Annotated in this window: 21 protein-coding genes; 6 read left to right on the plus strand and 15 right to left on the minus strand. The window is 68.1% G+C overall.

Features of this window, described 5'->3' with window-relative positions:
* Nucleotides 1-69: 69 nt before the first annotated feature.
* The 3 genes from stf0 to cysN are packed head-to-tail and all read left to right on the plus strand — an operon-like array spanning nt 70 to nt 3685.
* Nucleotides 70-873, plus strand: coding sequence for a trehalose 2-sulfotransferase (stf0, locus tag AB0876_RS22195; protein ID WP_491842070.1), 804 nt, complete (start codon nt 70-72; stop codon nt 871-873).
* Nucleotides 870-1784 carry a sulfate adenylyltransferase subunit CysD gene (gene cysD / locus AB0876_RS22200; RefSeq protein WP_491842071.1) on the plus strand — a complete coding sequence of 305 codons (915 nt, stop codon included), beginning with the start codon at nt 870-872 and terminating at the stop codon, nt 1782-1784. The genes stf0 and cysD overlap by 4 nt, the downstream gene beginning before the upstream one ends.
* Nucleotides 1784-3685 carry a sulfate adenylyltransferase subunit CysN gene (gene cysN, locus AB0876_RS22205; RefSeq protein WP_491842072.1) on the plus strand — a complete coding sequence of 634 codons (1902 nt, stop codon included), beginning with the start codon at nt 1784-1786 and terminating at the stop codon, nt 3683-3685. Before cysD ends, cysN begins: the two co-directional genes overlap by 1 nt.
* Here cysN and AB0876_RS22210 read toward each other — a convergent pair.
* Both AB0876_RS22210 and AB0876_RS22215 read right to left on the minus strand, forming a co-directional pair.
* Nucleotides 3682-4524 carry an alpha/beta fold hydrolase gene (locus AB0876_RS22210; protein ID WP_491842073.1) on the minus strand — a complete coding sequence of 281 codons (843 nt, stop codon included), beginning with the start codon at nt 4522-4524 and terminating at the stop codon, nt 3682-3684. The two genes, cysN and AB0876_RS22210, sit on opposite strands and share 4 nt — an antisense overlap.
* A gap of 132 nt (nt 4525-4656) precedes the next feature.
* Nucleotides 4657-5421 (minus strand): trans-aconitate 2-methyltransferase, encoded by a 765-nt coding sequence (locus tag AB0876_RS22215; RefSeq protein WP_491842074.1) that lies wholly within the window; start codon nt 5419-5421, stop codon nt 4657-4659.
* A gap of 43 nt (nt 5422-5464) precedes the next feature.
* Between AB0876_RS22215 and AB0876_RS22220 the strand changes: the two genes are divergently transcribed.
* Both AB0876_RS22220 and AB0876_RS22225 read left to right on the plus strand, forming a co-directional pair.
* On the plus strand, nt 5465-6343 hold the full coding sequence (locus tag AB0876_RS22220; RefSeq protein WP_491842075.1) for an amidohydrolase family protein: 879 nt from the start codon (nt 5465-5467) through the stop codon (nt 6341-6343).
* Nucleotides 6344-6366: 23 nt separating this feature from the next.
* Entirely contained in the window at nt 6367-7566 is a 1200-nt protein-coding gene (locus AB0876_RS22225; RefSeq protein WP_491842076.1) for an alpha/beta hydrolase family protein, read from the plus strand.
* Here AB0876_RS22225 and eccE read toward each other — a convergent pair.
* The 13 genes from eccE to AB0876_RS22290 all read right to left on the minus strand — a co-directional run bounded on the left by eccE (nt 7522) and on the right by AB0876_RS22290 (nt 24034).
* The gene (gene eccE / locus AB0876_RS22230) at nt 7522-8451 is read right to left on the minus strand and encodes a type VII secretion protein EccE (RefSeq protein ID WP_491842077.1); all 930 of its coding nucleotides are present in this window, start codon (nt 8449-8451) and stop codon (nt 7522-7524) included. The genes AB0876_RS22225 and eccE overlap by 45 nt on opposite strands.
* A complete protein-coding gene (mycP, locus tag AB0876_RS22235; RefSeq protein WP_491842078.1) occupies nt 8448-9821 on the minus strand; it encodes a type VII secretion-associated serine protease mycosin in 1374 nt (457 codons plus the stop codon). Before mycP ends, eccE begins: the two co-directional genes overlap by 4 nt.
* Before the next feature lie 7 nt (nt 9822-9828).
* On the minus strand, nt 9829-11250 hold the full coding sequence (gene eccD, locus AB0876_RS22240) for a type VII secretion integral membrane protein EccD (protein ID WP_491842079.1): 1422 nt from the start codon (nt 11248-11250) through the stop codon (nt 9829-9831).
* Nucleotides 11251-11252: 2 nt separating this feature from the next.
* Entirely contained in the window at nt 11253-12161 is a 909-nt protein-coding gene (locus AB0876_RS22245; protein ID WP_491842080.1) for an ESX secretion-associated protein EspG, read from the minus strand.
* Between the two features lie 12 nt (nt 12162-12173).
* Nucleotides 12174-12461, minus strand: coding sequence for a WXG100 family type VII secretion target (locus AB0876_RS22250; RefSeq protein ID WP_044515203.1), 288 nt, complete (start codon nt 12459-12461; stop codon nt 12174-12176).
* 33 nt (nt 12462-12494) lie between these two features.
* A complete protein-coding gene (gene esxG, locus AB0876_RS22255; RefSeq protein ID WP_064886591.1) occupies nt 12495-12788 on the minus strand; it encodes a type VII secretion system protein EsxG in 294 nt (97 codons plus the stop codon).
* Nucleotides 12789-12849: 61 nt separating this feature from the next.
* Nucleotides 12850-14427 carry a PPE domain-containing protein gene (locus AB0876_RS22260; RefSeq protein WP_491842081.1) on the minus strand — a complete coding sequence of 526 codons (1578 nt, stop codon included), beginning with the start codon at nt 14425-14427 and terminating at the stop codon, nt 12850-12852.
* 1 nt (nt 14428) lies between these two features.
* The gene (locus AB0876_RS22265; protein ID WP_491842082.1) at nt 14429-14740 is read right to left on the minus strand and encodes a PE family protein; all 312 of its coding nucleotides are present in this window, start codon (nt 14738-14740) and stop codon (nt 14429-14431) included.
* The gene (gene eccCa, locus AB0876_RS22270; RefSeq protein WP_526042954.1) at nt 14740-18705 is read right to left on the minus strand and encodes a type VII secretion protein EccCa; all 3966 of its coding nucleotides are present in this window, start codon (nt 18703-18705) and stop codon (nt 14740-14742) included. Before eccCa ends, AB0876_RS22265 begins: the two co-directional genes overlap by 1 nt.
* Nucleotides 18702-20258 (minus strand): type VII secretion protein EccB, encoded by a 1557-nt coding sequence (gene eccB, locus AB0876_RS22275; RefSeq protein WP_526042955.1) that lies wholly within the window; start codon nt 20256-20258, stop codon nt 18702-18704. Before eccB ends, eccCa begins: the two co-directional genes overlap by 4 nt.
* Complete coding sequence (gene eccA, locus AB0876_RS22280) at nt 20255-22024, minus strand: type VII secretion AAA-ATPase EccA (RefSeq protein ID WP_491842198.1); 1770 nt, start codon at nt 22022-22024, stop codon at nt 20255-20257. Before eccA ends, eccB begins: the two co-directional genes overlap by 4 nt.
* A gap of 186 nt (nt 22025-22210) precedes the next feature.
* Entirely contained in the window at nt 22211-23104 is an 894-nt protein-coding gene (locus tag AB0876_RS22285) for a class I SAM-dependent methyltransferase (protein ID WP_491842085.1), read from the minus strand.
* A 30-nt stretch (nt 23105-23134) separates the two neighbouring features.
* Nucleotides 23135-24034 carry an oxygenase MpaB family protein gene (locus AB0876_RS22290; RefSeq protein ID WP_491842086.1) on the minus strand — a complete coding sequence of 300 codons (900 nt, stop codon included), beginning with the start codon at nt 24032-24034 and terminating at the stop codon, nt 23135-23137.
* Nucleotides 24035-24111: 77 nt separating this feature from the next.
* Between AB0876_RS22290 and AB0876_RS22295 the strand changes: the two genes are divergently transcribed.
* Nucleotides 24112-24726: a TetR/AcrR family transcriptional regulator gene (locus AB0876_RS22295; protein WP_491842087.1), complete on the plus strand. Its 615-nt coding sequence runs from the start codon at nt 24112-24114 to the stop codon at nt 24724-24726.

The raw sequence follows: 24726 nt of genomic DNA on the forward strand, positions 1-24726 counted from the left end.
CGGTGAACGAAAACTCTTGACGCCCACTTAAATAGGCGCCGCAAACAAATCATGGTTAGAGTCTCGCCCATGCCAGATCATCCGACGGCCTACCTGGTGCTCGCATCCCAGCGCAGCGGCAGCACCTTGCTGGTGGAATCCCTGCGTGCCACCGGCATGGCCGGCGAACCCCAGGAGTTCTTCCAGTACCTGCCGACCACCAGCATGTCGCCGCAGCCGCGGGAGTGGTTCGCCGGTGTCGAGGACGAGTCGATCCTGCGCCTGCTCGACCCCCTGGTCGAGGGCAAGCCGGACCTGGCCCCGGCCGAGATCTGGCGTGACTACATCCGCACCGTCGGCCGGACCCCCAACGGGGTGTGGGGCGGGAAACTCATGTGGAACCAGACGCCGCTGCTGCTGGACCGCGTCGAGGGTCTGCCCGAACGATCCGGGCCCGGCCTGCTCGCCGCGATCCGCGATGTCACCGGCGGCGACCCGGTGCTCGTCCACGTCTACCGCCCTGACGTTGTGTCGCAGGCGGTTTCGTTCTGGCGGGCGGTGCAGACCAGGGTGTGGCGCGGCCGGGCCGATCCGGTGCGCGATGCCCGTGCCGAGTACCACGCGGGCGCCATCGCCCATGTGATCCGGCTGATGCAGGCCCAGGAGGAAGGCTGGCGCTCCTGGTTCGCCGAGGAGAACATCTCCCCCATCGACGTGTCCTACCCGTACCTGTGGCGCAACCTGACGACCGTGGTGGCCACGGTGCTGGAGGCGCTGGGCCTGGACCCGCGACTGGCGCCGCAGCCGGTTCTGGAACGTCAGGCAGATCAGCGATCCGACGAATGGGTGGACCGCTACCGCCGCGATGCCGAGAAAGAGGGGTTGCCGGTATGACAGCTTCTGACACTGTGCATGTCGACGAGTTACGACTGCTGGAAGCCGAGGCGGTGCACATCATCCGCGAGGTCGTCGCCGAACTGCAGCGGCCGGTGCTGCTGTTCTCGGCGGGCAAGGATTCCATCGTCCTTTTGCGGTTGGCCGAGAAGGCTTTTCGCCCCTCACCGTTGCCGTTCCCGGTGCTGCATGTGGATACCGGGCACAACTTCGACGAGGTCATCAAGTTCCGCGACCGCCGCACCACCGGGCTCGGCCACAAGCTGGTGGTGGCCTCGGTACAGGAGACCATCGACAGCGGTCGGGTAGCCGATCCCGGTCCGGGAGCCTCCCGCAACCGCCAGCAGACGCGCACGCTGCTGGATGCGCTGGAGGCCGGTGGATTCGACGCGGCGTTCGGCGGCGCCCGCCGCGACGAAGAGCGGGCGCGGGCCAAGGAACGCATCCTGAGTTTCCGCGACGAGTTCGGTCAGTGGGATCCGCGAGCCCAGCGCCCTGAGCCGTGGTCGCTGTACAACGGCCGGATCCGCAAGGGTGAGCAGGTGCGGGTGTTCCCGCTCTCGAACTGGACCGAACTCGACATCTGGCGCTACATCGAGCTGGAAAACCTTGAGCTGCCGTCGATCTACTTCGCCCACGAGCGCGAGGTGTTCGAGCGCGACGGCATCCTGCTCGCGGTGTCGGAGTACGCCGCACCCGCCGGCGCCGAGAAGGCGGCGGTGGAGTGGGTGCGCTACCGCACCGTCGGCGACCTGACCATCACCGGAGCCGTGCGGTCACGGGCCACCACCATCGACGGGGTGATCGCCGAGATCTCAGCGGCCACCGTCTCCGAACGCGGCGAGACCCGCGCCGATGACCGAACGTCCGTTGCGGCGATGGAAGACCGGAAACGGGAGGGGTACTTCTGATGACGAGGCGAGCCGAGCGCAGCGGAGCGACGGGGAATCAGGCACGGCCGCGTCAACTGCTGCGCATCACCACCGCCGGTTCGGTGGACGACGGCAAGAGCACCCTGATCGGCCGCCTGCTGCACGACACCGACAGCCTGCCGTTGGACCACCTTGAGGCTGTCACCGATTCGGAAGGGGTGGCCGACCTGGCTGCGCTGTCCGATGGACTGCGGGCCGAACGGGAGCAGGGCATCACCATCGATGTCGCTTACCGTTTCTTCTCCACCGCCACCCGCAGTTACATCCTGGCCGACACCCCCGGGCACGAGCGCTACACCCGCAACATGTTCACCGGCGCCTCCAATGCGCACGTGGCGATCCTGCTGGTCGATGCCCGGGCCGGAGTGCTGCGTCAGACCCGTCGCCACGCCCGCATCGCAAAGCTGTTGGGCATCACGCACTTTGTCGCCACGGTCAACAAGATCGACCTGGTCGACTTCGACAAAGGCCGGTTCGCCGAGGTCGAACGGGAACTGCAGCAGGTGGCAGACCGCCTTGGCGGGCTCGATCTGACGGTCATCCCGATCGCGGCCAAGCTCGGCGACAATGTGGTGCACCGCTCCGAGAACACTCCCTGGTACGACGGCCCGACCCTGCTCGAATACCTCGAGGGCGTCGAACTGTCTGCGCCGCATGCCGATCCGGCCAGCCTGCGACTCGCCGTCCAATGGGTATCGCGGCCGACAGCGGAACAGCGCCGTCGCTACACCGGCCGTCTGTCCGCGGGCACGCTTCAGGTAGGTGACCCCGTCGTGAGCCTGCCGGCTGGTACCCGCTCGGTGGTGACGGCCCTGGACACGCTCGACGATGACCGATCGGTGGGCGTTGCGCCGCTGTCGGTTTCGATCGAGCTGGCCGACGACATCGATGTGGGCCGCGGCGACGTCCTCGTCAGTGGGCTCTCGGAGCCAGTGCTGCCGGTGCTGGCCCGTGAGGTCGACGCGACGGTGTGCTGGTTCTTCGACGATCCGCTGCGCGCCGGAGACCGGCTGGCACTCAAGCAAGGTGCCCGCACGGTGCGGGCCACGGTCCAGGAGTTGCACACCAAGCTGGACCCGGAAACCCTGGACGAGGTCGAGACCCCGGTTGAGCTGGCACTCAACGACATCGGCTCGGTCACGCTGCGTACCAGCTCGGTGCTCGTCGCCGACAACTACGCCGACAACCGCGACAACGGGGCGTTCATCCTCATCGACGAGGTGTCCAATGACACCGTCGGCGCCGGGATCATCCTGCAGGCCCGGGAGCTCAAGCCGAGCGGGCACAACCGCTCAGACATCAAATGGCACCCCTCGTCACTGGACCGCGACTACCGCTGGAACAGCACGGGGCAACGCGGCGCCACGATCTGGTTCACCGGCCTACCCGCGTCCGGCAAGTCCACGCTGGCGGTGGCCGTCGAGCGGGCCCTGGTCGAATCGGGTCAGGTGGCGTATCTGCTCGACGGCGACAATCTGCGCCACGGCCTGTCCGATGATCTCGGCTTCTCCGCCGGTGACCGAACCGAGAACATCCGCCGCGTCGGACATCTGACCCGGCTACTGGCCGATGCCGGCGTCGTGGCCCTGGCGTCTTTGGTGTCGCCGCTCAAGTCCGATCGGGAGACTGCTCGGGCACTCAACGACGCCGCCAAGCTGCCGTTCATCGAGGTGCATGTCGCGACCCCCGTCGAAGAATGCGCACGCCGCGATCCCAAAGGGCTCTACGCGCGGGCCCGCGCCGGCGAGCTCACCGGGCTCACCGGCGTCGACGCCCCCTACGAGGCCCCGGAGAACCCGGACCTGGTGCTCGACACGACCGGCGCCGTCATCGACGACCTGGTCCAACAAGTCGTCGACCTGCTCAACACCCGCCGCTAACCAGTGATTTCGGTGCATCCAGTAACGCCTGGCGTTACCAAATGCACCGAAATCGCGTCGACGATGCGGTCGGCGTGGGTGAGGTACAGCCCGTGGGCGGCGCCCGGGATCTCGACGAGCTCCGCGTGCGGCAGCAGTGCGGCCGTGCGTCGTCCGGTGAGCTCGATGGGCGTCGACGCGTCGGCGTCACCGTGGAGCAGCAGCACCGGAAGATCGAGTTCGGCGAGCTCGGCACGGTAGTCGGCGTGGGCGCCCATCCGCTGCGTGGCGAGCAGGGTCTCGACGGGCAACGCCACGATCTGATCGATGGTCCAGTTCACCACCTCGGGTGACACCGGGTGGTCGCCGAAGAAGGGCGGCGCATTGTCGATACACCATTGCCGCACATCGCGTTCCAGCTCCACCAGCATGGCGTCGAGCATCGCCTCGGGGACGCCGTCGGGGTTTTCCGCGGTCTGGACCACCAACGGAAGTTGCCCCGCCACCAGCACCGCGCGATTCACCCGACCGGTCGCGTGCCGGCTGAGGTAACGCACGATCTCTCCGCAGCCCAGCGAATGTCCCACCAGCGTCACATCGTCGAGATCCAGGTGTTCGAGCACTCGGGCCAGGTCGTCGGCCAGCAGATCCACCGTCCACTCACCGTCGTAGGCGCCCGAGCCTCCATGCCCGCGCCGGTCGTAGGCGACACAGCGAAAACCCTTGCACACCAAGCTTTCGATGATCGGATTCCACTGGCCCGAGTTGAGCCCCCACGAGTGGGTGAACACCAGCACCGGCCCGGATCCGGTGTCGGTGTAGTGGATGTCGGTTCGGTCGGCGGTCTCCATCGTAGGCATGCGTCGATCGTCGACCGCGCACGTACGCATGTCGATTACGTCGTAGGTAATGCCCAGGCCCCGCCGTTGTCACGCCAGAGTGGCATTCGACCTCGAGAGCCACTCTGGCGTGACAAACGTGGCACAGCGCGATCAGCCGACTTGCGCCACCACGAACACGCGACGGAACGGAAAGAACGTCGTACCGTCAGCGCGCTTCGGATAGGCCTCGGCCAGCATCGGGATGATGGCCTGGCGATATTGCTCCCACATCTCCTCGCTCAGCCGACCCTTGACCTGTGTCAGAGCCGTCCCGGTGATCCAGTCCAGAACCGGTGTCTCACCAGTCAATTGGTGTACGTACGTGGTCTCCCAGGCATCCACCACACAGCCCGCATCGGTCAACAGCCCGGCGTATTCGACGGGCGTGTCCACCTGGCCGACATCGCGCCACGGCATGTCGCGCAGCGGCTCCATGAACGGTTCACGACGGGCCAGTTCCCGCACCGCGTGGTGCGACGGAGCATCGAAATTGCCCGGCACCTGGAAGGCGATCCAGGATCCCGGCGCCAGCTGCCCGGCCCAGCGCACCACGAGTTCGCGATGAGTGGGCACCCACTGCAGTGCCGCGTTGGTGACCACCACATCGGTGTCGGGTTGCGGCGTCCACTCCTCGATCGCGCCGACGTGTGCTTCGAGCCCACGGGACTGCGCTGCCGCGACCATCTCCGGGGAGCTGTCCCAGGCCTCCAGCGTGGCACCCGGCCAACGCTGCGCAAGCGTCTCGGTCAGGTTGCCCGGCCCGCAACCCAGGTCGACCACCCGGCGTGGCGCCTGCGCCGCGACCCGCGTGAGCAGGTCGTAGAACGGCCGGCCCCGATGGTCGGCGAAGGCGAGGTACGTGTCCGGATTCCACATGCCCCGATCATGCCCCGAACCCGGGTCGATATCGTCGGACGCGATGGACGAATCGGAGAAAGTGCGGAAGATCTGGACGGAGCTGGAGCTTCCCGGCATCGTCGACGTGCACACGCACTTCATGCCCAAGAACGTGATGGACAAGGTGTGGCAGTACTTCGACAGCCAGGGCCCGATGATCGGCCGGGAATGGCCCATCACCTACCGCGCCGACGAGGCCGAGCGGGTCGCCACGCTGCGGGAGTTCGGCGTCCGCAGATTCTCCTCACTGATCTACGCACACAAGCCCGAGATGGCCGCCTGGCTCAACCAGTGGGCGGTCGGCTTCGCCGAGGGCACCCCGGACTGCCTGCACACCGCCACGTTCTTCCCGGAACCCGAGGCCCCCGAGTACGTCGCGGAGGCGATCACCGCAGGTACCCAGGTGTTCAAGGTGCACATCCAGGTAGGCAACTACGACCCGAACGATCCCCTGCTCGACGAGGTCTGGGGGCTGATCGAGGACGCCGGTGTCCCGGTGGTCATCCACTGCGGTTCCGGTCCGGTGCCGGGTCAGTTCACCGGCCCAGACCCCATCGCCGAGCTGCTGGCCCGCTATCCGCGGCTGGTGCTGATCGTCGCGCACATGGGGATGCCCGAGTACTCCGCCTTCCTGGATCTCGCCGAGCAGTTCGAGCAGGTGAGGCTGGACACCACGATGGCGTTCACCCCGTTCGTCGAAGAGACGATGCCGTTCCCCACCACCGAGGTCAGCCGGCTGAAAGCGCTGGGTGAGCACATCCTGTGGGGCAGCGACTTCCCGAACATCCCCTACGGCTACGCCGAGGCCATCCACCACCTGATCGACCTGCCGGGCGTCGACGACGCCTGGCGCCGCAATGTCCTGCACGACAACGCCGCGAAGTTGTTCGGGCTGAGCTGAGCAGTTGGCTAGCATCGGGAAGCGTGGAGCCGTCCAGCGCAGATCCGGTCGAACCCCCGATCCCTGTTCCCGACGTTCCCGGCGGTGAAGCCGGTGCGCGCGGCCTTCCGCGGCGCGCCGAGCTGACGCTGAAGCAGCGGGCCATCGTGGACACCTCGGCGATCGCCGACATCGCGTTGCGCACCGGGGTCGCCTCGATCGTGGCCACGTCGATGGTGCCGACGACGCTGGCGTCGATGCTGCACCCCGCCGCGTCGCGGGCCGAGCAGGACCACATGCGGTTCTACGCGGATCTGGCGGCGGCGCAGGATCCCGCGGTGTCGTTCCCGGCGCCCACCGGGCCACCCCGGGTATCCACCCGCCAGGCCAACCCGGTTGCCGAGCTGATCGCCCACGGCCGGGTCGAGAACATCCGGTTCCAGAGCGGCTTCACCGCGGTCAACCCGGCACTGCGCGAGATGTGCGGCGGATTCACCCGCAACAACGTTGTGCGGGCCCAACATTGGCGCCATGACGACGGCCCGCACCCGACGTTGTGTGTGATCCACGGTTTCATGGGATCGCCGTATCTGGCCAACGGGCTGTTCCTGTCGTTGCCGTGGTTCTACCGCTCCGGATACGACGTGCTGTTGTACACCTTGCCGTTTCACGGTCAACGCGCCGAACGGTTCTCACCGTTCAGCGGCTACGGATACTTTTCCCACGGGTACGCCGGCTTCTCCGAGGCCATGGCCCAGGCTGTGCACGACTTCCGTTCGGTGATCGACTATCTGGAGTCCACCGGTGTCGACCGGATCGCCCTGACCGGCATTTCACTGGGTGGGTTCACCTCGGCGCTCCTGGCCAGTGTCGACGACCGGATTCAGGCTGTGGTGCCGAATGTTCCTGTGGTGACGCCGGATCGCACGGTCGACGAGTGGTTCCCGGCCAACAAGCTGGTGGCCCTGCAACGGCGTGTGGCCCGAACCGATCCCGCTTTGATCGAAGCGGCGGCGCGTTACACCTCGCCGCTGAATTACCGTCCGCTGGTGCCCAAGGACCGACGGATGATCATCGCCGGCCTGGGTGACCGGCTGGCTCCACCGCAGCAGGCCGAGATGCTGTGGGAACACTGGGATCGCTGCGCGTTCCACTGGTTCCCGGGCAACCACCTGCTACATGTGAGCCAGCCGGACTACCTACGCCGGATGACCCGCTTCCTGCGGGATTTCATGTTCGACTGACCGCTCGACGGACGCCGGCAGCGCCTTCGGCGGCGCGGCCGGGGCCCCCTCCAGACGGTCCGAGGACAACGGGTTCAACGCAGCCAACGCCGGACGGTGCCGGCCACCCGCCGGTTTCAGGCCGGCCAGCGGCGCCTTGCGTGCGGGCCGGTCCGCCGTGCGGATCGCCGCGCCCACCGTCAGCTGAGGCTGGGTCGGAGATCCGGTGAATTCCAGTGCCGTCCAGGTTTCCTGGGCCGGCAGGGCGCCGATCCCGGCGAGTACGGCGTCCAGCTTGTCGCTGACGCTGACGCGATAGGCCGCCACGAATCCTGAGTCGTCCTTCACCCCGCGCCAGGTTTCCTTACCCGGGTCAGGCAGCGGGGAGTCCACTCCGTCGACGAGCGTGACGGTCCAACCCTGCTCACGCAGGTGGTCGGCGAGCCGACGCCCGACGATTTCGGTGGTGTCCCGCAACGGGATCTGCGACGAACGGGCGCGCAGCGCAGCGAGATTGTCCGCTGCTGCCACGGTCAGGCTGATCCAGCTGCGGCGGGTGCCACCGGCGTCACGGTGGGTGACCCGGACCTTGTCGCAGCGAATGCCGTAGCGGTCCAGGTAGCTGACCACCACCGGCAACTGGGCCGGGTCCGCGGGATCGACCCGCAGCGTGACGGTCTCCACGCCCGGCTTGTCAGCCGGCCGGCTCTTGGCGAGGTTGCGCCGCCACACGGCGATGTGCCGGGCGACCCGCGTGGTCAGGAACAGCCCACCCCACCAGGCGAGCAACAGCACCACAGCCGCGACGGAAACTCCGAGCACCCACCGTTCGGTGTTGGTCTGCCATGGCCGGGCCAGGACGGCTGCGACGATGAACAGCGACGCCAACGCAAGTCGGGCGGTCATGAATGGTCCTTCCGTCTGTACGCGCTGAACGCAACGGCAATGGCCGCCAGCGCAAGTGCTCCGGTGCCGGCGAAAGCGACGATTCGGCCGGTGTTGTCACGCGGGGCTGGTTCTTGTGGTGCGGCAATGGGTTTGCCTGCAGGAGCCGCCGGTCCGTCCAGCGGCATGTCTGCGACATCCCAGGTGAGTGCGGCCACCGGATCGACACCCCCGGCGCCGATGATGTTCGACGGCGAGCGGGCGGCGCCCTGCGCGGTCGTGGTCAACCGGTGCACCACCTGGCGGGCGTTCAGATCGGGAAACTTGCTGCGCACCAGGGCTGCAACGCCGGACACGTAAGCCGTGGCGTAACTGGTACCGCTGAGCGGGATCAGCTTGCCCTGATCGGTGGGCAGCGCGTTGGCCAACCCTCCGCCGGGTCCGTTGCTCACCGAGGAGATGTTCTCGCCCGGCGCCGAGATCCCGACCCAGGGGCCGGCCATGGTGAATCCGGACGGCTGCCCGGTGGCGTTCAGCGCGCCGACCGACAACACGTAGGGCTGCCACCACGACGGGATCGACACCGAGGAGACGCCGCCCCAGTTGCGCGGATCACCCGGAGTTCCGGACAGCGGATTGGACGCGCACGCGGTCCCGGTGGTGACCCCACCCTGGGTGTTGCCCGCGGCCGCGATGATGACCGCGTCCTTCTCGACCGCCGCATAACGCAGTGCCGCACCGAGTTCGGTCTGGTCGACCTGTTTGTCGGCGGGAAGGCACGTCACCACCGAGATGTTGATGACGCGCGCACCCATGTCGGCGGCACGCACCACGGCCCGGGCCAGGCTGGCCACATCGGCGACGGCGCGGGCCTCGGCGGCGTCGGCGCTGGGCGTACGCGGCGCGAAGCGCGGTGAGTTCTGCCGGATCGAGATCAACCGGGCCTCCGGCGCCACGCCGGAGAACCCGTCGGATCCGGGTTGGCCGGCGATCAGACCGGCGACCGCGGTGCCATGGCCGTCACAGTCGGTCAGGCCATCGGTGGATTCGATGAAGTCTCCACCGCCCTCGACATGGGGCAACCGGGGTCCCGGCTGCACTCCGGTGTCGATGACCGCAACGGTCTGCCCCTGCCCCCGGCTCTGTTTCCAGGCACCGGACAGGTTGAGCGCCAACTGGTTCGGGTTGACCGCACCGGGATCGGTACCCGGCCTCGCCTCGGTGGCGACGCACGCCGAACGCTGCGCCATCGCCTCCACCGGACCGGCACTGCCGGCTGGTGGGGCGACCTGCGGGTCGACCTCGGGCGGGCTCACCGCACCCGCTGACGGGGAGCCGACCAACAGCACCAGACCGGCTGTGGCCAGGACACCCAGACTTTTGTGGATCACCGATTCATCACCTGTCGATAACGAGGCTGAACAGCCCGATGAGGAAGGCCATCACCGGAATCAGCGAAGCATCGAGCCCGGTCGCCAGGAAGCCCACCAGGCGCCGCATCGGCAGCGAGTAGGTATCCGGCGACGCCGCCCGCGGATTCAGCGCGGCGAAAACCCACACCACGACGAGCGCCGCGAGCACCGCCAGCGCCAACCAGGCAGCCTGGTACCGGCCGTCGATCGCGAAGGCCACCAACAGGGCAACGGACAGCACGTACGGATGGGCCAGCAGCCAGGACTTGCAGGAGGCGGAATCCCAGACACGAGCCCGCAGCACAGCACCGAGCGCCAAAGCGACGACCACGTACCAGGCCCACGGCGACGCGGTCGACGAAGCCACCAGGGCCACCGATCCCGCGACACCGAGCAGCACACCCGCGGCGATCACGCCGGTCTGGTGCGACTGGCTCACCTGGACCCGGCGCGGCAGGTCGGCCAGCACCGAAAGCGGTTGTGCCGACGGGGAAGGATCACCCGGCGCCGGGATGACCGGCAGCGGGAAGCGGGCCCACATCGCGGACAGTTGGGCGGCCTGGACCGTGACCACCAGGGCGATCAGGATCAGGGCACACCCGATCACGGTCGCGTTGATCTCCCACAGTGAGGCCGCACCGGCGACCAGCAACACCCCGGCTCCGGCCACCGTGGCCGCGGTGAACACCGCGATACCCCGGTCGTCGGGTGAGCTGGCCATGCTGATCAGCGACCATGCCGCCACTCCGGCCGCGGCCAGCAGGATGCTGGGCGCACCGAAACCGCCTGGCACACCGAGAGCGAACGCCGCGCCGACGGGGACGAGCCCGGTGACGGCCAACGCGGTCGCCAGGGCCCCCGATCGGCTCCTGGTCGACAGGGAGGCGAGCACGGCGGCGATGGCGATACCACTCACCACGAACAGCCCGAGCAGTTCACCGGTCAGCACGCGATGGGCGACGGCCAGGCCGGTGCCCACCAGGATCAGCCCGATCACGGCCAGCGCCGCACCCCGGGCAATGTGCGCGGTGCCCCACGGGCGTCGGCGGGCAGCCGAGAAGATCACCGCGGCGTCGGCGATGTCCTCGACGATGCGCGGGGCGGCCGGGCCGGCGGGGACGGCCTGCAGCGCAAGCAGATCCCCGTCCACCACACCGACCGTGTCGAGGGTGGCGTCCAAGCTGTAGGGAGCACCCCCCACCGGGGCCAGGCTGAGCCGCACCGGGTCCGGGGCGCTCGCGCCATCATCGCCGCCGGCGTTGGGGGGCAGCACGATGCGCTGGACCGCGGGCAGAATCTCGCGCAGCGGCAGCTCGGACGGCAGGGCCATCTCGGTCAGCCGGCCACCGTCGTCTCCAGCGGCCAGCACGGCCACCCGGACGATCGGCATCACAGTGTTGTCGGACATTCCTATGCTTTCTGGGTTCTTCTCATGGAGCGTGGATCTTGGTGGGGTACATCGTTATTAGAAAAAATGTCATTGACGGCTTCGCTGTCGAAGTCGCGGATGAGCGGTTGGTCCGGGAACCAGGAACCGCTCGGTAGTGAGGCGGTGAGCCGTTCGATCGCCATCGCGATCGCGTCGGCACTTCCCGCCGTGAAGGTCGAGATCCACTCCCCGTCGAAGGCTTTCGACGGGGAGACCAGAATCCGGCCTCCGGGGGTGTCGATGATGCTGACCCCCACCTGGGTGGTGACCCGGTGTCCGTCGCGATGCTCACCGGCCACGATCTCCACGTACGTCCGGCGCCCGTCGAACACCGCCTCCACGATCGGGCGGGCCGAGGACGGGACCCCGAGAAATCCCAGCACCTCGGTCAACGGGGTGCCGTTTCGGATCTGCTCGTCGGCGCGGGCGCCGGCCGCGGCAGGCAGCGCGAACTCCTCGAACCGGGCCGGTTTGCGCTGTGACAGCCCGGCCGTGAGCACCGGACCCAGGGCGTGCGGGTGGGCGATGTCCATCTCGGTGAACGTCACCAACTGTGCGTTGCGCAGCACGACAACAGTCCGGCCTTCCGACCGAGCCACGATGCCTCGCAGCAGATCTCCCGGCCCGGAGACAAACCGCAGGTCCAGCCACTGGGTCGCCCGGCAGGCCAGCCGAACCCATTGCGCCACCCGCGGATTGACTCCGCCACCGGCGTCGAGCACGCCCATCCTGGTCAGTTCAGCGGCCTGTCCGGCAACGAAGCCGGCCCGCTGTGCCGGTTCGCTGTAGGGCGGCGTGATGGCCAGCACCCACGGGTACGCCCCGGCGCCCAGTACCTCGGCGAGGTACCAGGCCTGGTCGGTGGTCAGCTCGACGGCGTTAGCCCCCACAGGTCACCGGCATCAGCCCCACTTGGCGCCTTCGGCGGCGTCGCGCGCACTCATCGACATGGTGTTCATCTCGTGAGTGGACGCCATGGCCCGGTACGCCCGGGTCAGCTCTTCCATCGCCTGGTTCCACTGGGCCTGCCAGGCCTGGTAGGTCATACCGGTGTCACCCTGCCAGGCGCTGCTCAGTGCGGCCTGCTCGGCGGCGATGTCGGCACCGACGGCGTGCAGGGCAGCCGAGTAGGTGTTCATCTCGCCGGCGTGAGCCAGCATGGCCGGGTAGTTGTACATGATCTGAGACATGAAAACTCCTGTATCCCTGTAGATCTAGCTCGGTCAGATGGAGGTGTAGGTGCTGGCCGCGGCGGCATCCTGGGCCACGTAGGTGCCCGCGGCGTCGCCGAGGTTGAGCTGCGCGTAATCGAGCAGGGCGTTGACCTTGGCCGAGACCTCGACGAATCGGGCGTGCGCGGCCTGGAAGGCAGCCGAGGCCTCACCCATGTGGAAGGCCTGCGACGACATGGCAGCCTGCTCGGCCTGCGCGATGGTGCTGCGCATCAGGGCGGCCTTGGCACTGAACGCCGCCTCGGAGGCGATCAGCTGGGGGATGTGAGCGTCCAACATGCTCATGGATTTTCCTTTCGGGTCGTAGACATTTGGCGGTGCATCGAACGTGATGAAGATGATCTGGTCAGCTGCGGGTACCCCCTTGCGAATCGCCGGGTTCCCAGGAACCGGGCAGCATCGGCGAGGACGGACTCTCGTCGTAGCTCTCGCCGGCCAGCGTGGTCAGACCGGCCGCCGTGGTATCGGATTTCGTCTCGGTACCGGTGAATCCGATCGTGCCGGTGCCGCTTTCGGACGCCCGCACCCGCGGCTCCGGCTTCGGTGCCGGGTCCGGGTCGGGTTGCTCGTAGTCCATGTAGGCGTCCGCGTAGGCGTGGTCTTCCAATGCCGCACCGCGCTTGCGACGCCGCTTGCGCCGTGCCGCCAGCGATGCGGCCACACCGGATGCCGCCGCGGGGATGCCGGAAGCCGGTGCCGAGGCACTGGACTTGCCGCCCACGGTCGGGCTGAATCCCTCGTCGGGGTCACTGCCGAGTACCGCATACGGTGCGAAGGCTGCCGCCGCGACGGGTGCCGGTGCGGCGACACCTCCGGCGGCAGGCGCAGCGGCGGGCGCAGCGCCCGCGCCGGCTCCACCGCCGAAACCCGCCGGGGACAGGCCGGCCATCGGCAGCCCTTGATCGGCGCGCACCGGTCCCGCCGGAACATCGGCGTCGGCGGGAGCCTCGTCCGGTGCCACATCGTCGGTGGGAAGCAGATCGAGGAAACCCAGTGCGGCAAGGCCCATGCCGAGCAGTGGGGCCAGGAACGGCGACAGCGCGACACCGATCCACGTTCCCCAACCCACCGGCTGGAAGATCAACTGATAGATGACGCCGAACAGGAACGGACCCCAGGTGGTCAGGAAGCCGGACGGGTTGGTCATCAGGTCCGTGAGCATGCTCTGGATGGTTCCGAGCGGATCGTTGAGGAACCTCAGCAGCTCCTTGCCGCCGATCATCGAGTCGTTACCGAGGTAATCGACCAGCCACTGCGGCAGGTTGGGGTACTCGTTGTCGGCCGTCGCGTCGGCGTTGGTCAGCGCTGACCCCGAATCCGTCGCCGTCGCCTGCGCCATCATCTGCTGTGCGTTGGCCGAGGCGGCGCCGGCTTCCCCGGCGCCCGGCTTGAGCAGCATCGGCGACGGCGTGCTGGTCGGCGCCGCCATCACGGCGGCCCCCGAGACAGCCTGGTAGGTGGCCATGGTGGTGGCGGCCTGGATCCACATCCGCACGTAGTCGGCCTCGTTGACCGCGATCGGAATCATGTTGATGCCGAAGAAGTTCGTCGCGAGCAGCACACCGTGCACCACGTGGTTGAGCGCCAGCTCGGGCATGGTCGGCATGGCCGCCACGGCCGTGGTGTACGCCGCGGCCGCCGTCTCGTGCTGCACGGCCACCGCAGCGCTGTTCGCGCTCTGCTGCGCCAGCCAGGTCAGGTAGGGCCCGTGCGCGGTGATGTACTGCTCCGAGCTCGGCCCTTCCCAGGACCCGGCCTGCACCGAGCCCAGCACGCTGGTGAGTTCTGCTGCCGCCGAAGCGTATTCGGTGCTCAGCGACTGCCAGGCCCCCGCGGCAGCCAGCAACGACCCGGCGCCTGGACCGCTGGAGAGCAGCGTCGAGTGCACTTCGGGTGGTAGGGCCATCCAAATGGGGGCAGTCATCTCAGATGCCGCGCGCAGTCAGGTAGGACGAAGCCGCCATCGCGTCACCGGTCATGTAGCTGGCACCGGACTCGCCGACGCCGACGCCGGAGCGTCCGAGCTCCTCGACACCCTGTGCGGCCATCGTCGAGTGCTGGGCACCGTGGGCGCTGAAGCCGGTCGCGGTCTGCAGCGAAACCGCGTCGGCCGCAGGCGGAATCACCGCCGAGACCAGTGGGGCGGCTGCCGCGTGAGCGGCGGCCAGGCGCGCGGTGAGCGCCTCCACGGCCGCGCTGGCGGCGGTCAATCCTTCTGGAACTACCCGCAATGTCATCAGAATTCCTTTCGCCCGTTGTTCACGGAAAGTGCCGTGTCATCGATGAGTGGGTTGACGAGCTGGACGAACTCGGGTGCGTCACCGTCGCCGAGCAACATGCCGCGCCCCGCCGGGAACCGGGCGAACCGGTGTCCACGGAGCTTGCCGCTGTCGGCCGGATTGCCCGACAGCATCAACGTGGTCGCCTGCAGATCATTGAGGCGACGCAGCAGCGGTGCCGTCATCACGGCGTGGGCCGATCCGGTGGCACGGGCCGTCACGATGACGCGCAGACCCAGATCGGTGGCCTCGGCCAACAATCCGACGATGTTGGTCCACGGACGCTGTCCGGCGAATGGACCGCTGACCGCGGGGCCGTCTGGAATCTGGTCCACGTCGTCGATGATCAGGTAGTGCGTGTGGCCGTCCTGCCCGGACCGCTGGTTCCACGCGCTGAGCTCCTGCGGGCTCAAACCGGCCGGCGGACGGCGCTTCTCGATGAGCGCCGACAGTCCCAGCATCGCGGGCAGCACGCGGTCGATGTTGGCCGTGTACTCGTTGTCCGGGAACAACGGCTCCTCGACCAGATGCAGTCGTCGGTCGATGACGGTGAAGGCCACCTCGTCCGGCCGGGAGTTCTCCCGGATGGTCCGGATGATGTGACGCAGCAGCGTGGTCTTACCCGACTTCGTATCGCCGAACACCGCCAGCAGCGGGTTGTGCTTGAAGTCCAGCACCACCGGTGCCAGATCCTCTTCACGCTGCCCGATGACCACCTGTTCGGCGGCCGGGTACAGCGGGGCCAGCGCGGCGGGGGCCAGCGCGGTCGGCAGCAGCCGCACCGGGGGTGCACTCTGGCCCGGGTAGCGGGCGTTGATGACGGCGATGTCGCTCAGCTGCGGCTCGGCGAACAGGAAGTGTTCGGCGGCCATGGTCAGGCCGCGGCCCGGCTGATCGGCGGGCACCGACTCGGCCGGCCGGCGCAGCGCACCCACCACCCGCACGATGCTGTCGTGGCTGTCGTGCAGTTTGAGCTCGAGTCGCAGACCCAGGCCGTCACGCATCGCCAACGGCACCTCCAGCCAGTTCGGCGTGGTGATCACGACGTGGATGCCGTAGGCAAGGCCAGTGTTGGCCAGCTCGGTCACCTTGGCCAGCAACGGGTTACGCGTATTGAACGTGTCGGTGTTGTCGCGGCTGAACGCGTACAGGTTGTCGATGATCAAGAAGACCTCGCCATACCCGTCTGCGTAACTACCCACCCGGCTCACGGCGCCCTGCCGCTGGCGGGCCTGCAGCAGCTGCTCGAGCTCGCCGAAGGTACGCCGGATGCGCTCGGGCTCCAGCGGGGTGGCCACACTGCCGACGTGGGCCAGACCCTCCAGGCCGGCGAGCTGTCCGCCGCCGTAGTCCAGGCAGTAGAAGCTGACCTCGCTCGGCGAGTGCAGCGCTGCGGCCGACAGGACGAAGGTCTGCAACGCGGTCGACTTGCCCGAGCGCGGACCGCCGTGGATCAGCACGTTGGCTGCCGACGAGTTGGCGTCGAACACCAGGGCGTCGCGACGCATCTCGAACGGCTTGTCGATCTCGCCGAGCGGCCAACGCAGTTGACCGGGCTCCACCTCGGTGCGGGCCAGCACGTCGTCCAGGGCGATCGCGCCATCCAGCGGCGGCAGCCACAGCTTCGGTGCCTGCGGGCCGTAGGTGGCCAACTGGTCGCCGATGGTGGCGATCAGCTTGCGCGGCGGCAGCACGTCGATCTCGGGCTCGTTCGTGACGATCACGGTATCGGGTTCAGGCTCCACCCGCGAGGCCGTGAACAGCTGCGGCTGCGGCAGTGCCCGGACCACGATCGACTTCTCGGCCCGCGGCGGGTCGTAGATGCCGTCGACATAGGTGCTCCGGAACTTGACCGGCACCGCACCAGGGGCGGGCACCAGGAAGCCCTCGCCCTTGTGCTCGCGGCCCGATTCGATGTGATAGGCGTCCTCGACCCCGATGATCTGGCGAGAGATGCTGGGGCTGGCCACCTTCAGGCCGATCCGGTACGACGTGTTCTTGTCGATGTCCTTGATGCGGCCCACGTCGAGGGTCTGCGACGCGAACAGGATGTGGATCCGGAACGAGCGGCCCTTGCGCGCAACGTAATCGAACAGGTCCGCGTACTCGGGATGCTCGGCGAGCATCAACGTGAACTCGTCGGCGACCACGAACAGTGTCGGCATCGGCGGCAGGTCATGCCCGGCGGCGATCGCGGCCTCGTACTCGGTCACCGAGTTGAAGGCGCTGCCCTGCACCCGGCGGCCGGCCTCCTTGAGCAGCTGCTCACGGCGGGCCACCTCACCGCGCAGGGTGTCGGCGAACCGGTCGGCCAGCGACCGCTTCTCGGCCATGTTCGAGATGACCGCGACGACCTGCGGGAAGTTGCGGAAGATGTCGGCTCCGGCCTCACCCTTGAAGTCGGCGTAGATCACGATGAGCCGGTCGGCGGAGTGAGTGGTCAACAGCGACAACAGGATCGACATCAGGGTCTGGGACTTGCCCGAGCCCGTCATACCGATCATCAGGCCGTGCGGGCCCATGCCGCCCTCGGCTTCGTCCTTGAGGTCGAAGTACAGCGGTTCGCCGGTGGCGGTGACGCCGATCGGAACCCGCAGCTCGTCGTCACGGTTACGCGGGGCCCACAGGCTGGCCACGTCCAGGGCCGAGGCATCCGGGATGTCGAGCAGCGTGCCGAAGGTGGCACCGCCGGTGGCGGTGGAGCGCACGTAACCGGGGTTGGAGTCCCAACGCGACAACCGCCGCGCGATGTGGGCGGCCTCGGCGGCCGACATCGTGTCAGCCTGACCGACGTAGGGCTGCCAGCCGCTGCTCTGCCACCGCTCGATCCGGCCCTCGGTGACCCGCAGGATGGGCCGCTCGGGATCCGGGTACTGCTCACGGTTCGGCAGCTTGTCGCTGCGGTGGATCACGGTCACGCCGGTCAGCCCGGGCTTCCGCGCGATGTCATCGGGATCGGCCTCGGGATCGTCGAGGACGACCAGCAGGTGCTTGAGCACCTGGTCCGCCTCGGCCGGGAACGCGGGCCGGCCGACCAGGGCCGAGTCGAGGTGCTCGCGCAGCTCGGCGACACCGGTGGTCAGGTACCGGGCCGGGCCGACACCGTCGGCCTGCGACGGGATATCCACGTGCGGAAGCCACTTCAGCCACGACCAGGCGTCGGAATCGATGTCGGGAGAGGCCAGCGCCACCCCGAGCATCGTCGGGTCGTGCCAGGTGACGGCCTGGGCGATCCAGGCCCGCAACGCATCCCGGACTTCCTCGGCCTCACCGATCACGGTGATCCGGGCGAGCTTGGTGACGTCGATGCCGGTCGGGGCATCACGCACGGTGCGCTGCACGTCGAGCAGACCGCGAAGGGTGCTGTGCGACACCGGTTCCAGGTCGATCTCGTCGGCGGTGTCCTTGACCTTGAGCGCGGCATCCAGCGGCACATCGTGCAATCCGGCGCGCAGCACCAGGAAGTCGCGGTCGCGCGGATCGCGTTCCCACTGCCTGCGCGTGCCCGGGACGGAGGCCAGACCTGCAGGCTCCGGGTGTGACCACTCCAGCGCCTTGCGCTGCTCGGCGGCATGGGCACGGACGTTGTCGCGCACCACCGACAGGTAGCGCAGGTAGTCGGCGCGTTCGGCGTCGACCTCCTCGGTGCGCATCTTGTTGCCGCCGCGGTAGAGCGCGGTGGCGGCCAGCAGCAGCACGAACGGGAAGAACAGCATCGTCGGCGAGATCATCTTCATGCCGGTGGCGAACAGGGCCACGATCATGCCCACGATCAGGATGACGATCAGGTAAGGCAGCACCCGGCGCAGCAGCGACGGCGGGACCATCCGCTCCAACTGGGGCGGCGGCTCGATCGTGATGGTGCCCTTGCGGGTGGTCGGCGGGGCCAGCCTGCGCTGGTGCTCGAAGATCAGCCGGCTCATCGGGTCGTCGCCTCCAGGCGTGCAGCATTTGCGTTGGGCGACAGCGCATCGTGTGCGGTCAGGGCGTCGCCACGGGACAGGGTCGGACCGGCCGCGAACTGCGTCAGGATCGACCACGGAATGGGCAGGGCCGGGGAGGTGAGGCCAAGCGCCTCGACAACTTTGGCGTCGCCGGCGGTGTCGATGCCGTAGCGGACACCGGTGTCGCTGACCCAGAACAAAGAGCCTGCGGTCGGCGAGCCCGGCTCGGCCCCGACGGTCTGGACGAAGTAGCCGCTGCCCGGAGTGAGCGCGACCCGGTTGGCGGCGCCGTTACTGCCCGCTCCGACCAGGTCGACAGTGTGCAGGCCGTCCGGCACCGGCAACGCCGCACCGGAGAGGACCGACAGCTTGCTCTCGGTGGCACCCGTCGGCTTGATCCACTGGGCACAGGTCACCGGAGCAGTCGACGGCGCGACCAGCTTGACCGGAGCCTCCGGGTAGCCGGCGGTGTCGATGGCGTGCGACACGGGCATCCGCGACACCTCGTCGGGCCCGATCCGCGGCGCCTGGTCCAGGCCATAGGAGTTGGTGTTGCGCAGGATTGCGGCCAGTACCGGCGAGACCGGCTGCAGGCCGTCATTGAGCACCGCGTAGTAGCGGGCGGTGTTGTCGGCGTCGTAGGCCGCCACCACGCCACCGACGGGCACCTGGGTCGACAGCTCGTAGCTCGTCGGCGCACCGGCGTCGGCGATGTGCGGAGCCGCCAGCGCCGGGGCTTCGGGGATCGCATTGAACAGGCCGGCCGCGATGGGTCGCGGCGTGGGGATCTGTCCGCCGAGACCGAGGGCATCGGTGACGGCGCGGTTGGCCAGATCGACCGGGCTGCGTTTGCCGGCCCACAGCAGCCAGTCGCCCGGCGTGGGGCCCTCGCTGTTGTGCACCAGGACGGCCGCATCCGACGTCAGCGTCAGAGCACGCTCACCGCCCGACGCGAGGGTGCCGGCAATGACCGTCACACCGGCATTGGCGCCCGAAACCGCGTCGCACACAGTCCAATCCGCGTCGGTGCTGGTGCTCTGCACCATCCGCTCGGGCGCACCGGCGATGCCCAGCAGGTTGCCGCGCGGGAACTTGTCGATCTCACTGGTCTTGACCGTACTCGGGTTGTCCGACTTGCCGGTGATCAACCGCGCCGAGGTCAGGTTGAGCACGGGATGCAGCTGCTCGCCCACCCGCACATACAGCGCGGCCGTGGACCGGTCGGCGAGAACGGCATCGTTTCCGGCAGCCCCGCCCGGACGGAACAACGAGAACAGGAAACAGCCGATCAGGCCGGTGATCATGATCAAGGCGCCGGTCAGCACCGCCCGGCTCTGCGTACGCAGCGGGTCGACCAGCATGCGGGTGTCGTGCAGCGCCACGCCAGAAGCGATGCGGCGCATGATGAATCGCCAGCCGGTGACCTGGTTCTTGGTGACGAAGCCACGCCGGTACTGCACCCCGTCAGGGTTCTCGTTGTTGGGCGTGCGGGAGCTGAACGAACGACGCTCGTCCGGTCCGGGCGCGGTCATGCGGGCACCGTCAGCCCCAGGCCGCGCAGCAGCGGGCCGGCCGAACTGTTCACGTCACCGGCGGTGATCGTCATCATTTCCTCGTCGGTGAAGTCGTCGTGGTCGGAATGGTCGAGGCGGTACTCGCGCTCCTCCTCGGAACGCTCGACCAGGTTGCGGACGAAGCGGCCGTTGCCCGCGATGTCCAGGCTGCGCCGCGGCACACCTTGGGCGTCGGGCGTGGTGGCCTCGGCCAGGTAGCCGAACAGCCGCTCCATCTCGTCGTGCGCGGTCTTCTCGAACGTGCTGTCCCGCTTCTCGGCCATCCGCTCGGCGATCTCGACGAGTTCGGACGAGGAGTAGGACGGGAAGTCGATGCTGCGGGTGAAGCGCGAGCGCAGACCTTCGTTGGTGTCGAGGAACATGTCGAGGTCCTTGCGGTACCCCGCGACGATCACGACCAAGCGGTCACGGTCGTTCTCCATGCGCGCCAGCAGCGTGTCGATGGCGACCAGGCCGAAGTCGTTCTTGGCGCCGGTGGACACCAGGGCATAGGCCTCGTCGAGGAACAGCACGCCGTCGAGCGCACTGTCGATGATGGCGTTGGTCTTGGCCTCGGTCTCACCGATGTGCTGGCCGATCAGGTCGGCACGGTGCACCTCACGGACCGTCTCCTTCTTGAGAAGTCCGAGGCCGCAATAGATCTTGGCGACGACGCGGGCGATGGTGGTCTTACCCGTTCCGGGCGGCCCGGCGAACACGAGGTGGTTGGTGCGCTGAGCGACGGCCAGCCCGCGCTCCTGGCGGCGGATCGACATGGCGACCGAGCTCTTCAGCCGCGCTACCTGGAACTTCACTTCTTCCAGGCCGATGAACTCGGCGAGCTCGGCTTCGGCCTCGACGAGCAGGTGCGCCTTGCGTTCCTTGGCACCCGGGTCGACGAAGTCGGACTCCGACGGTTCGGTCTCCGGGTCCCACGGATCGGTACGCGCGTCGATGCGGGCGGCATTGGTGAGGAGCAGCCCGAAAGTCGGATCCGACAGGGCCTCTTCAACCTGCTTGTTCTCCGGGTGGGCGGCGAAGAGGTCCTGCAGCACCTCGCTCGCGTCTTCGTCCTCGCCCTGCCCGCGCAGCGTCAGCGCCTTGGCGAGCGCGCCGTCGAGCGCGGCCACCGTGATCGGGCCGGACGGGTCCTCCAGGTACGACAGCGCGGGCGCCAGCATGCCGAGCCGGGCCAGCGCGATGCCCAGGGTGACGCGGGCGGCGTGCGCAGTGACCTCGTCGAGCGACGGGTTGGTGACCACCGGGGTGAGCAGCCGCACCACGTCGTTCCAGCGCTGGGCCCGGTGGTTGATCGCCACGCGCAGCCAGGTGGCGTTCAGCCAACCCGGCCGGCGAGCGAGGAGATCGCCAACGAGCGCGTCCGCCTCGGCGAGTTCACCCTGGGCGGCGCGGCGTGCCGCGTAGGCCAGCTGGAAGTCGTCGACCTCACTGGCGCGGAACTGTAGATACAGCCCACTGTCATAGGTGAAACCGAGGTCACCGGCAGCCAGGTCGATCTCGCGCTGGAGCAGACCGGCGCTGGCCCGGGTGCGCCACACCGCGTCGATGACCGCACCGGACACGTCGCCCGCGGCGGCCAGGCCCGTCCAGGCGTCACAGTGGTCGTGCGCGATGTGTGCCAATCCAGCAAAGCCGGACCGGGCTGCGGTGAGGTCGGCCGGCCGCTGCCGGTCGTTCACCGTCAGGCCCAGCGCACGACAACATGTGGCGAAACGGCTGATCACATCGCGATCGAGCCGGGGCGCTCCCTGAGGCGGAGCCGCAAGCGTGTCACTACCCATATGCGTGCACGGGAGCGACTAAGCCCCCGAATCTCTCCCTTATGTATGGCTAAGCTAACTTTCGCTGAAGTTAGCATTGCATAACTTAACTGTCGAGAGGCACGTACTCGGGCTAGCTCGTGAACTGCCTCACCTTTTGGTCGCGGCGACCAAGGTGATAGTTCCCGTCATCAGGCCTGCTTCGGAGTCCGGAGCAGGCACAGGCCGGCCGGCGCCGGTCAGATAGTCGTGCAGCGGAGTCTCAGCGGCTTCCCAGCCACGCTCGCCGAACCACCGCTGCGCGGGCGCGTGCTGCTGGTTGTACACGAGAGTGAAGAAGGCGTTCTCCTCTCCGGAGGAGACGGCTTCGGCGCGCTTGGCCTGGAATGCCTCGTCCGGCATCGGGATCGCTTCCTCGATGCCGACGAAGCTGCCCGGCGCGGCCAGCGCGTCAATTCCAGCAAACAGCCGTTCCTGTGCTGTGGCAGGCAGATAGATCAACAGTCCCTCGGCGATCCAGGCCGACGGCCGCGCCGGGTCGAAGCCGCTCTCCTGCAGCGCGCGCGGCCAGTCGTCGCGCAGATCGATCGCCACCTCGCGCCGCTCGGCCGTCGGCGCCTCACCCAGCCGCTCGATGGTGTCGCGCTTGAACTCGAGCACCCGGGGCTGATCCAACTCGTAGACCACGGTGCCGTCGGCCCACGGCAGGCGGTAGGCCCGTGAGTCCAGGCCGGCCGCCAGCAGCACGACCTGCTTGACCCCGGCGTCGATGGCCCGGGTGAAGTACTCGTCGAAGAACTTGGTGCGGGCGCCCTGGAAGTTGACGAAGCTCTCGCCGAATTCGGTCTGCAGCGGATGCTCGGGGTCGGTGCCCTCGACCGCCGTCGTCCATTCGCCACCGACCGCGCGACAGAACACCTCGGCATACTTGTCGACGGCAAGCGGATCGGACTTCTGCGCCTCCAATGCTCTTGAGGCAGCGACGAATAACGCTGTCGAACCTACGCTCGTGGTGATGTCCCAGTTGTCATTGTCTGTACGCACCCGCGCGAGGGTACGCCGCGAGCCTGACAGCTACACCAACGGACGGCCGGTGCGGATCCGCCAGTCGAGGTCTTTGAGCAGCACATTGAACGGGAACTGCCGCAGGACCGAGGGCAGCAGGTCGTTGATCGTGCGGAGCACTTTGATCAGCTGGTCGAACCGCTTCTGACTCTTGGCATCCCACGGCAACCGCATCTCCTCACGGAACCGCTGCGGCAGGAATCCCGTGGTGATCAGCAGGGCCACTGCATCGAGCCGACGCTGCACGAAGCGGGGCAGCACCGGGTTCTTGGGCCGTCCCGCCGCGATCGGATACAGATAGCCGCGCACGGTGTCGTCGATGTGCAGCTTTTCCAGGGATTCCTCCCAGTACCGGTCGAACGCAGCCCGGTCGGCCGGCCACATCGACTCGGGCACCTGCAGTGTGGTGCCCATCGTGACACTGTCGCGGTAGTGCTGGTCGGCGGTCTCGTCGTCCAGCTCGCCGATGAACATCCGGAACACGTCGACGCCGCCCTTGTAGAGGCAGGCAGCCACCCAGAGCTGGAGGTTCTTGTCGAACGCGTTGTACTTCACCGGGCTGTCCTCGGTGGAGTACACCTGCGCGTGCGCCTTGTTGACCGCACGCCGGTAGGCCGACTTCTGTGCGTCGCTGCCGCGGGTGGCCACGGCCAGGTAGGTGAAGGTGGTCCTGGCCCGCTTGATCGGGTGCAGGTCGGTGCGGCCGCTCTCGACGCGGCTCTCGACCACGCCGTAGCCGACGCCGGGGTTGGCCAGCTGCATGATCACGTTGGCCGGGCCGGCCAGCAGTGCCACGCCCATCAGCCCGTCGTCGAAGCTCGCGCCGCGCCGGCGCTTGGGCGCGGCGCCGGGCCGCGGCGACTCGTTCATCGGCCGCTCGACGTGCGGGATCGGTTCGCTGACCGTCATGGCCACCCCTTCTAGAAACTGAGAACCTGTGTTTCCTGATACTGGCCCGCCGGAGTGACAGGTGTCAAGATGTGGGGGTGAAGCAGGTCCGCCCGTACCGCGGCGTCGAAGCCGCCGACCGCCTGGCGCAGCGCCGCAGCCAGCTGCTGGAGGCCGGGCTGGATCTGCTGGGAGCCGAAGACGCCGAGGTCACCGTGCGGGCTGTGTGCCGCACCGCCGGTTTGGCCGCGCGGTATTTCTACGAGAGCTTCACCGACAAGAACGACTTCATCGCCGCGGTCTATGACTGGGTGATCGCCGATATCGCGACCTCGACACAGGCGGCCGTCGCGGCCGTTCCGCTGGCCGATCAGACCACCGCCGGGATGACCAACATCGTGCATCTGATCGCCAAAGACCCGCGGATCGGCCGGCTGCTGTTCAGCGTCAAGCTGTCCAACGAGGTACTGGCACGCAAGCGCGCCGAGTCCACCGCGCTCTTCGCCACCCTGCTCGGTCAGCACGCCGGCGATGCCCTGCAGCTGCGCGCGAACGACTACCTGCGGGCCACTTCCCATTTCGCGGTCGGCGGCGTCACCCAGACCATCAGCGCGTGGTTGTCCGGCGAGATCACCTACTCCCCCGAACAACTCATCGACCAGTTGCGTTCGATGCTCGACGCACTGGCCGGAATGCAGCAGCCAGGGGATTGA

Source organism: Mycobacterium sp. NPDC049093 (assembly GCF_040704635.1).
Lineage (GTDB): Bacteria > Actinomycetota > Actinomycetes > Mycobacteriales > Mycobacteriaceae > Mycobacterium.

Bases quoted from the DNA above. Each gene is read 5' to 3' on its own strand.
- eccCa (WP_526042954.1), bottom strand. From the start codon at position 18,705: ATGAGCCGGCTGATCTTCGAGCACCAGCGCAGGCTGGCCCCGCCGACC.
- AB0876_RS22250 (WP_044515203.1), bottom strand. From the start codon at position 12,461: ATGTCTCAGATCATGTACAACTACCCGGCCATGCTGGCTCACGCCGGC.
- AB0876_RS22265 (WP_491842082.1), bottom strand. From the start codon at position 14,740: ATGACATTGCGGGTAGTTCCAGAAGGATTGACCGCCGCCAGCGCGGCC.
- eccD (WP_491842079.1), bottom strand. From the start codon at position 11,250: ATGTCCGACAACACTGTGATGCCGATCGTCCGGGTGGCCGTGCTGGCC.
- eccE (WP_491842077.1), bottom strand. From the start codon at position 8,451: ATGACCGCCCGACTTGCGTTGGCGTCGCTGTTCATCGTCGCAGCCGTC.
- AB0876_RS22290 (WP_491842086.1), bottom strand. From the start codon at position 24,034: ATGACGGTCAGCGAACCGATCCCGCACGTCGAGCGGCCGATGAACGAG.
- cysN (WP_491842072.1), top strand. From the start codon at position 1,784: ATGACGAGGCGAGCCGAGCGCAGCGGAGCGACGGGGAATCAGGCACGG.
- esxG (WP_064886591.1), bottom strand. From the start codon at position 12,788: ATGAGCATGTTGGACGCTCACATCCCCCAGCTGATCGCCTCCGAGGCG.
- AB0876_RS22210 (WP_491842073.1), bottom strand. From the start codon at position 4,524: ATGCCTACGATGGAGACCGCCGACCGAACCGACATCCACTACACCGAC.
- cysD (WP_491842071.1), top strand. From the start codon at position 870: ATGACAGCTTCTGACACTGTGCATGTCGACGAGTTACGACTGCTGGAA.
- AB0876_RS22215 (WP_491842074.1), bottom strand. From the start codon at position 5,421: ATGTGGAATCCGGACACGTACCTCGCCTTCGCCGACCATCGGGGCCGG.
- AB0876_RS22260 (WP_491842081.1), bottom strand. From the start codon at position 14,427: ATGACTGCCCCCATTTGGATGGCCCTACCACCCGAAGTGCACTCGACG.
- stf0 (WP_491842070.1), top strand. From the start codon at position 70: ATGCCAGATCATCCGACGGCCTACCTGGTGCTCGCATCCCAGCGCAGC.
- eccB (WP_526042955.1), bottom strand. From the start codon at position 20,258: ATGACCGCGCCCGGACCGGACGAGCGTCGTTCGTTCAGCTCCCGCACG.
- AB0876_RS22220 (WP_491842075.1), top strand. From the start codon at position 5,465: ATGGACGAATCGGAGAAAGTGCGGAAGATCTGGACGGAGCTGGAGCTT.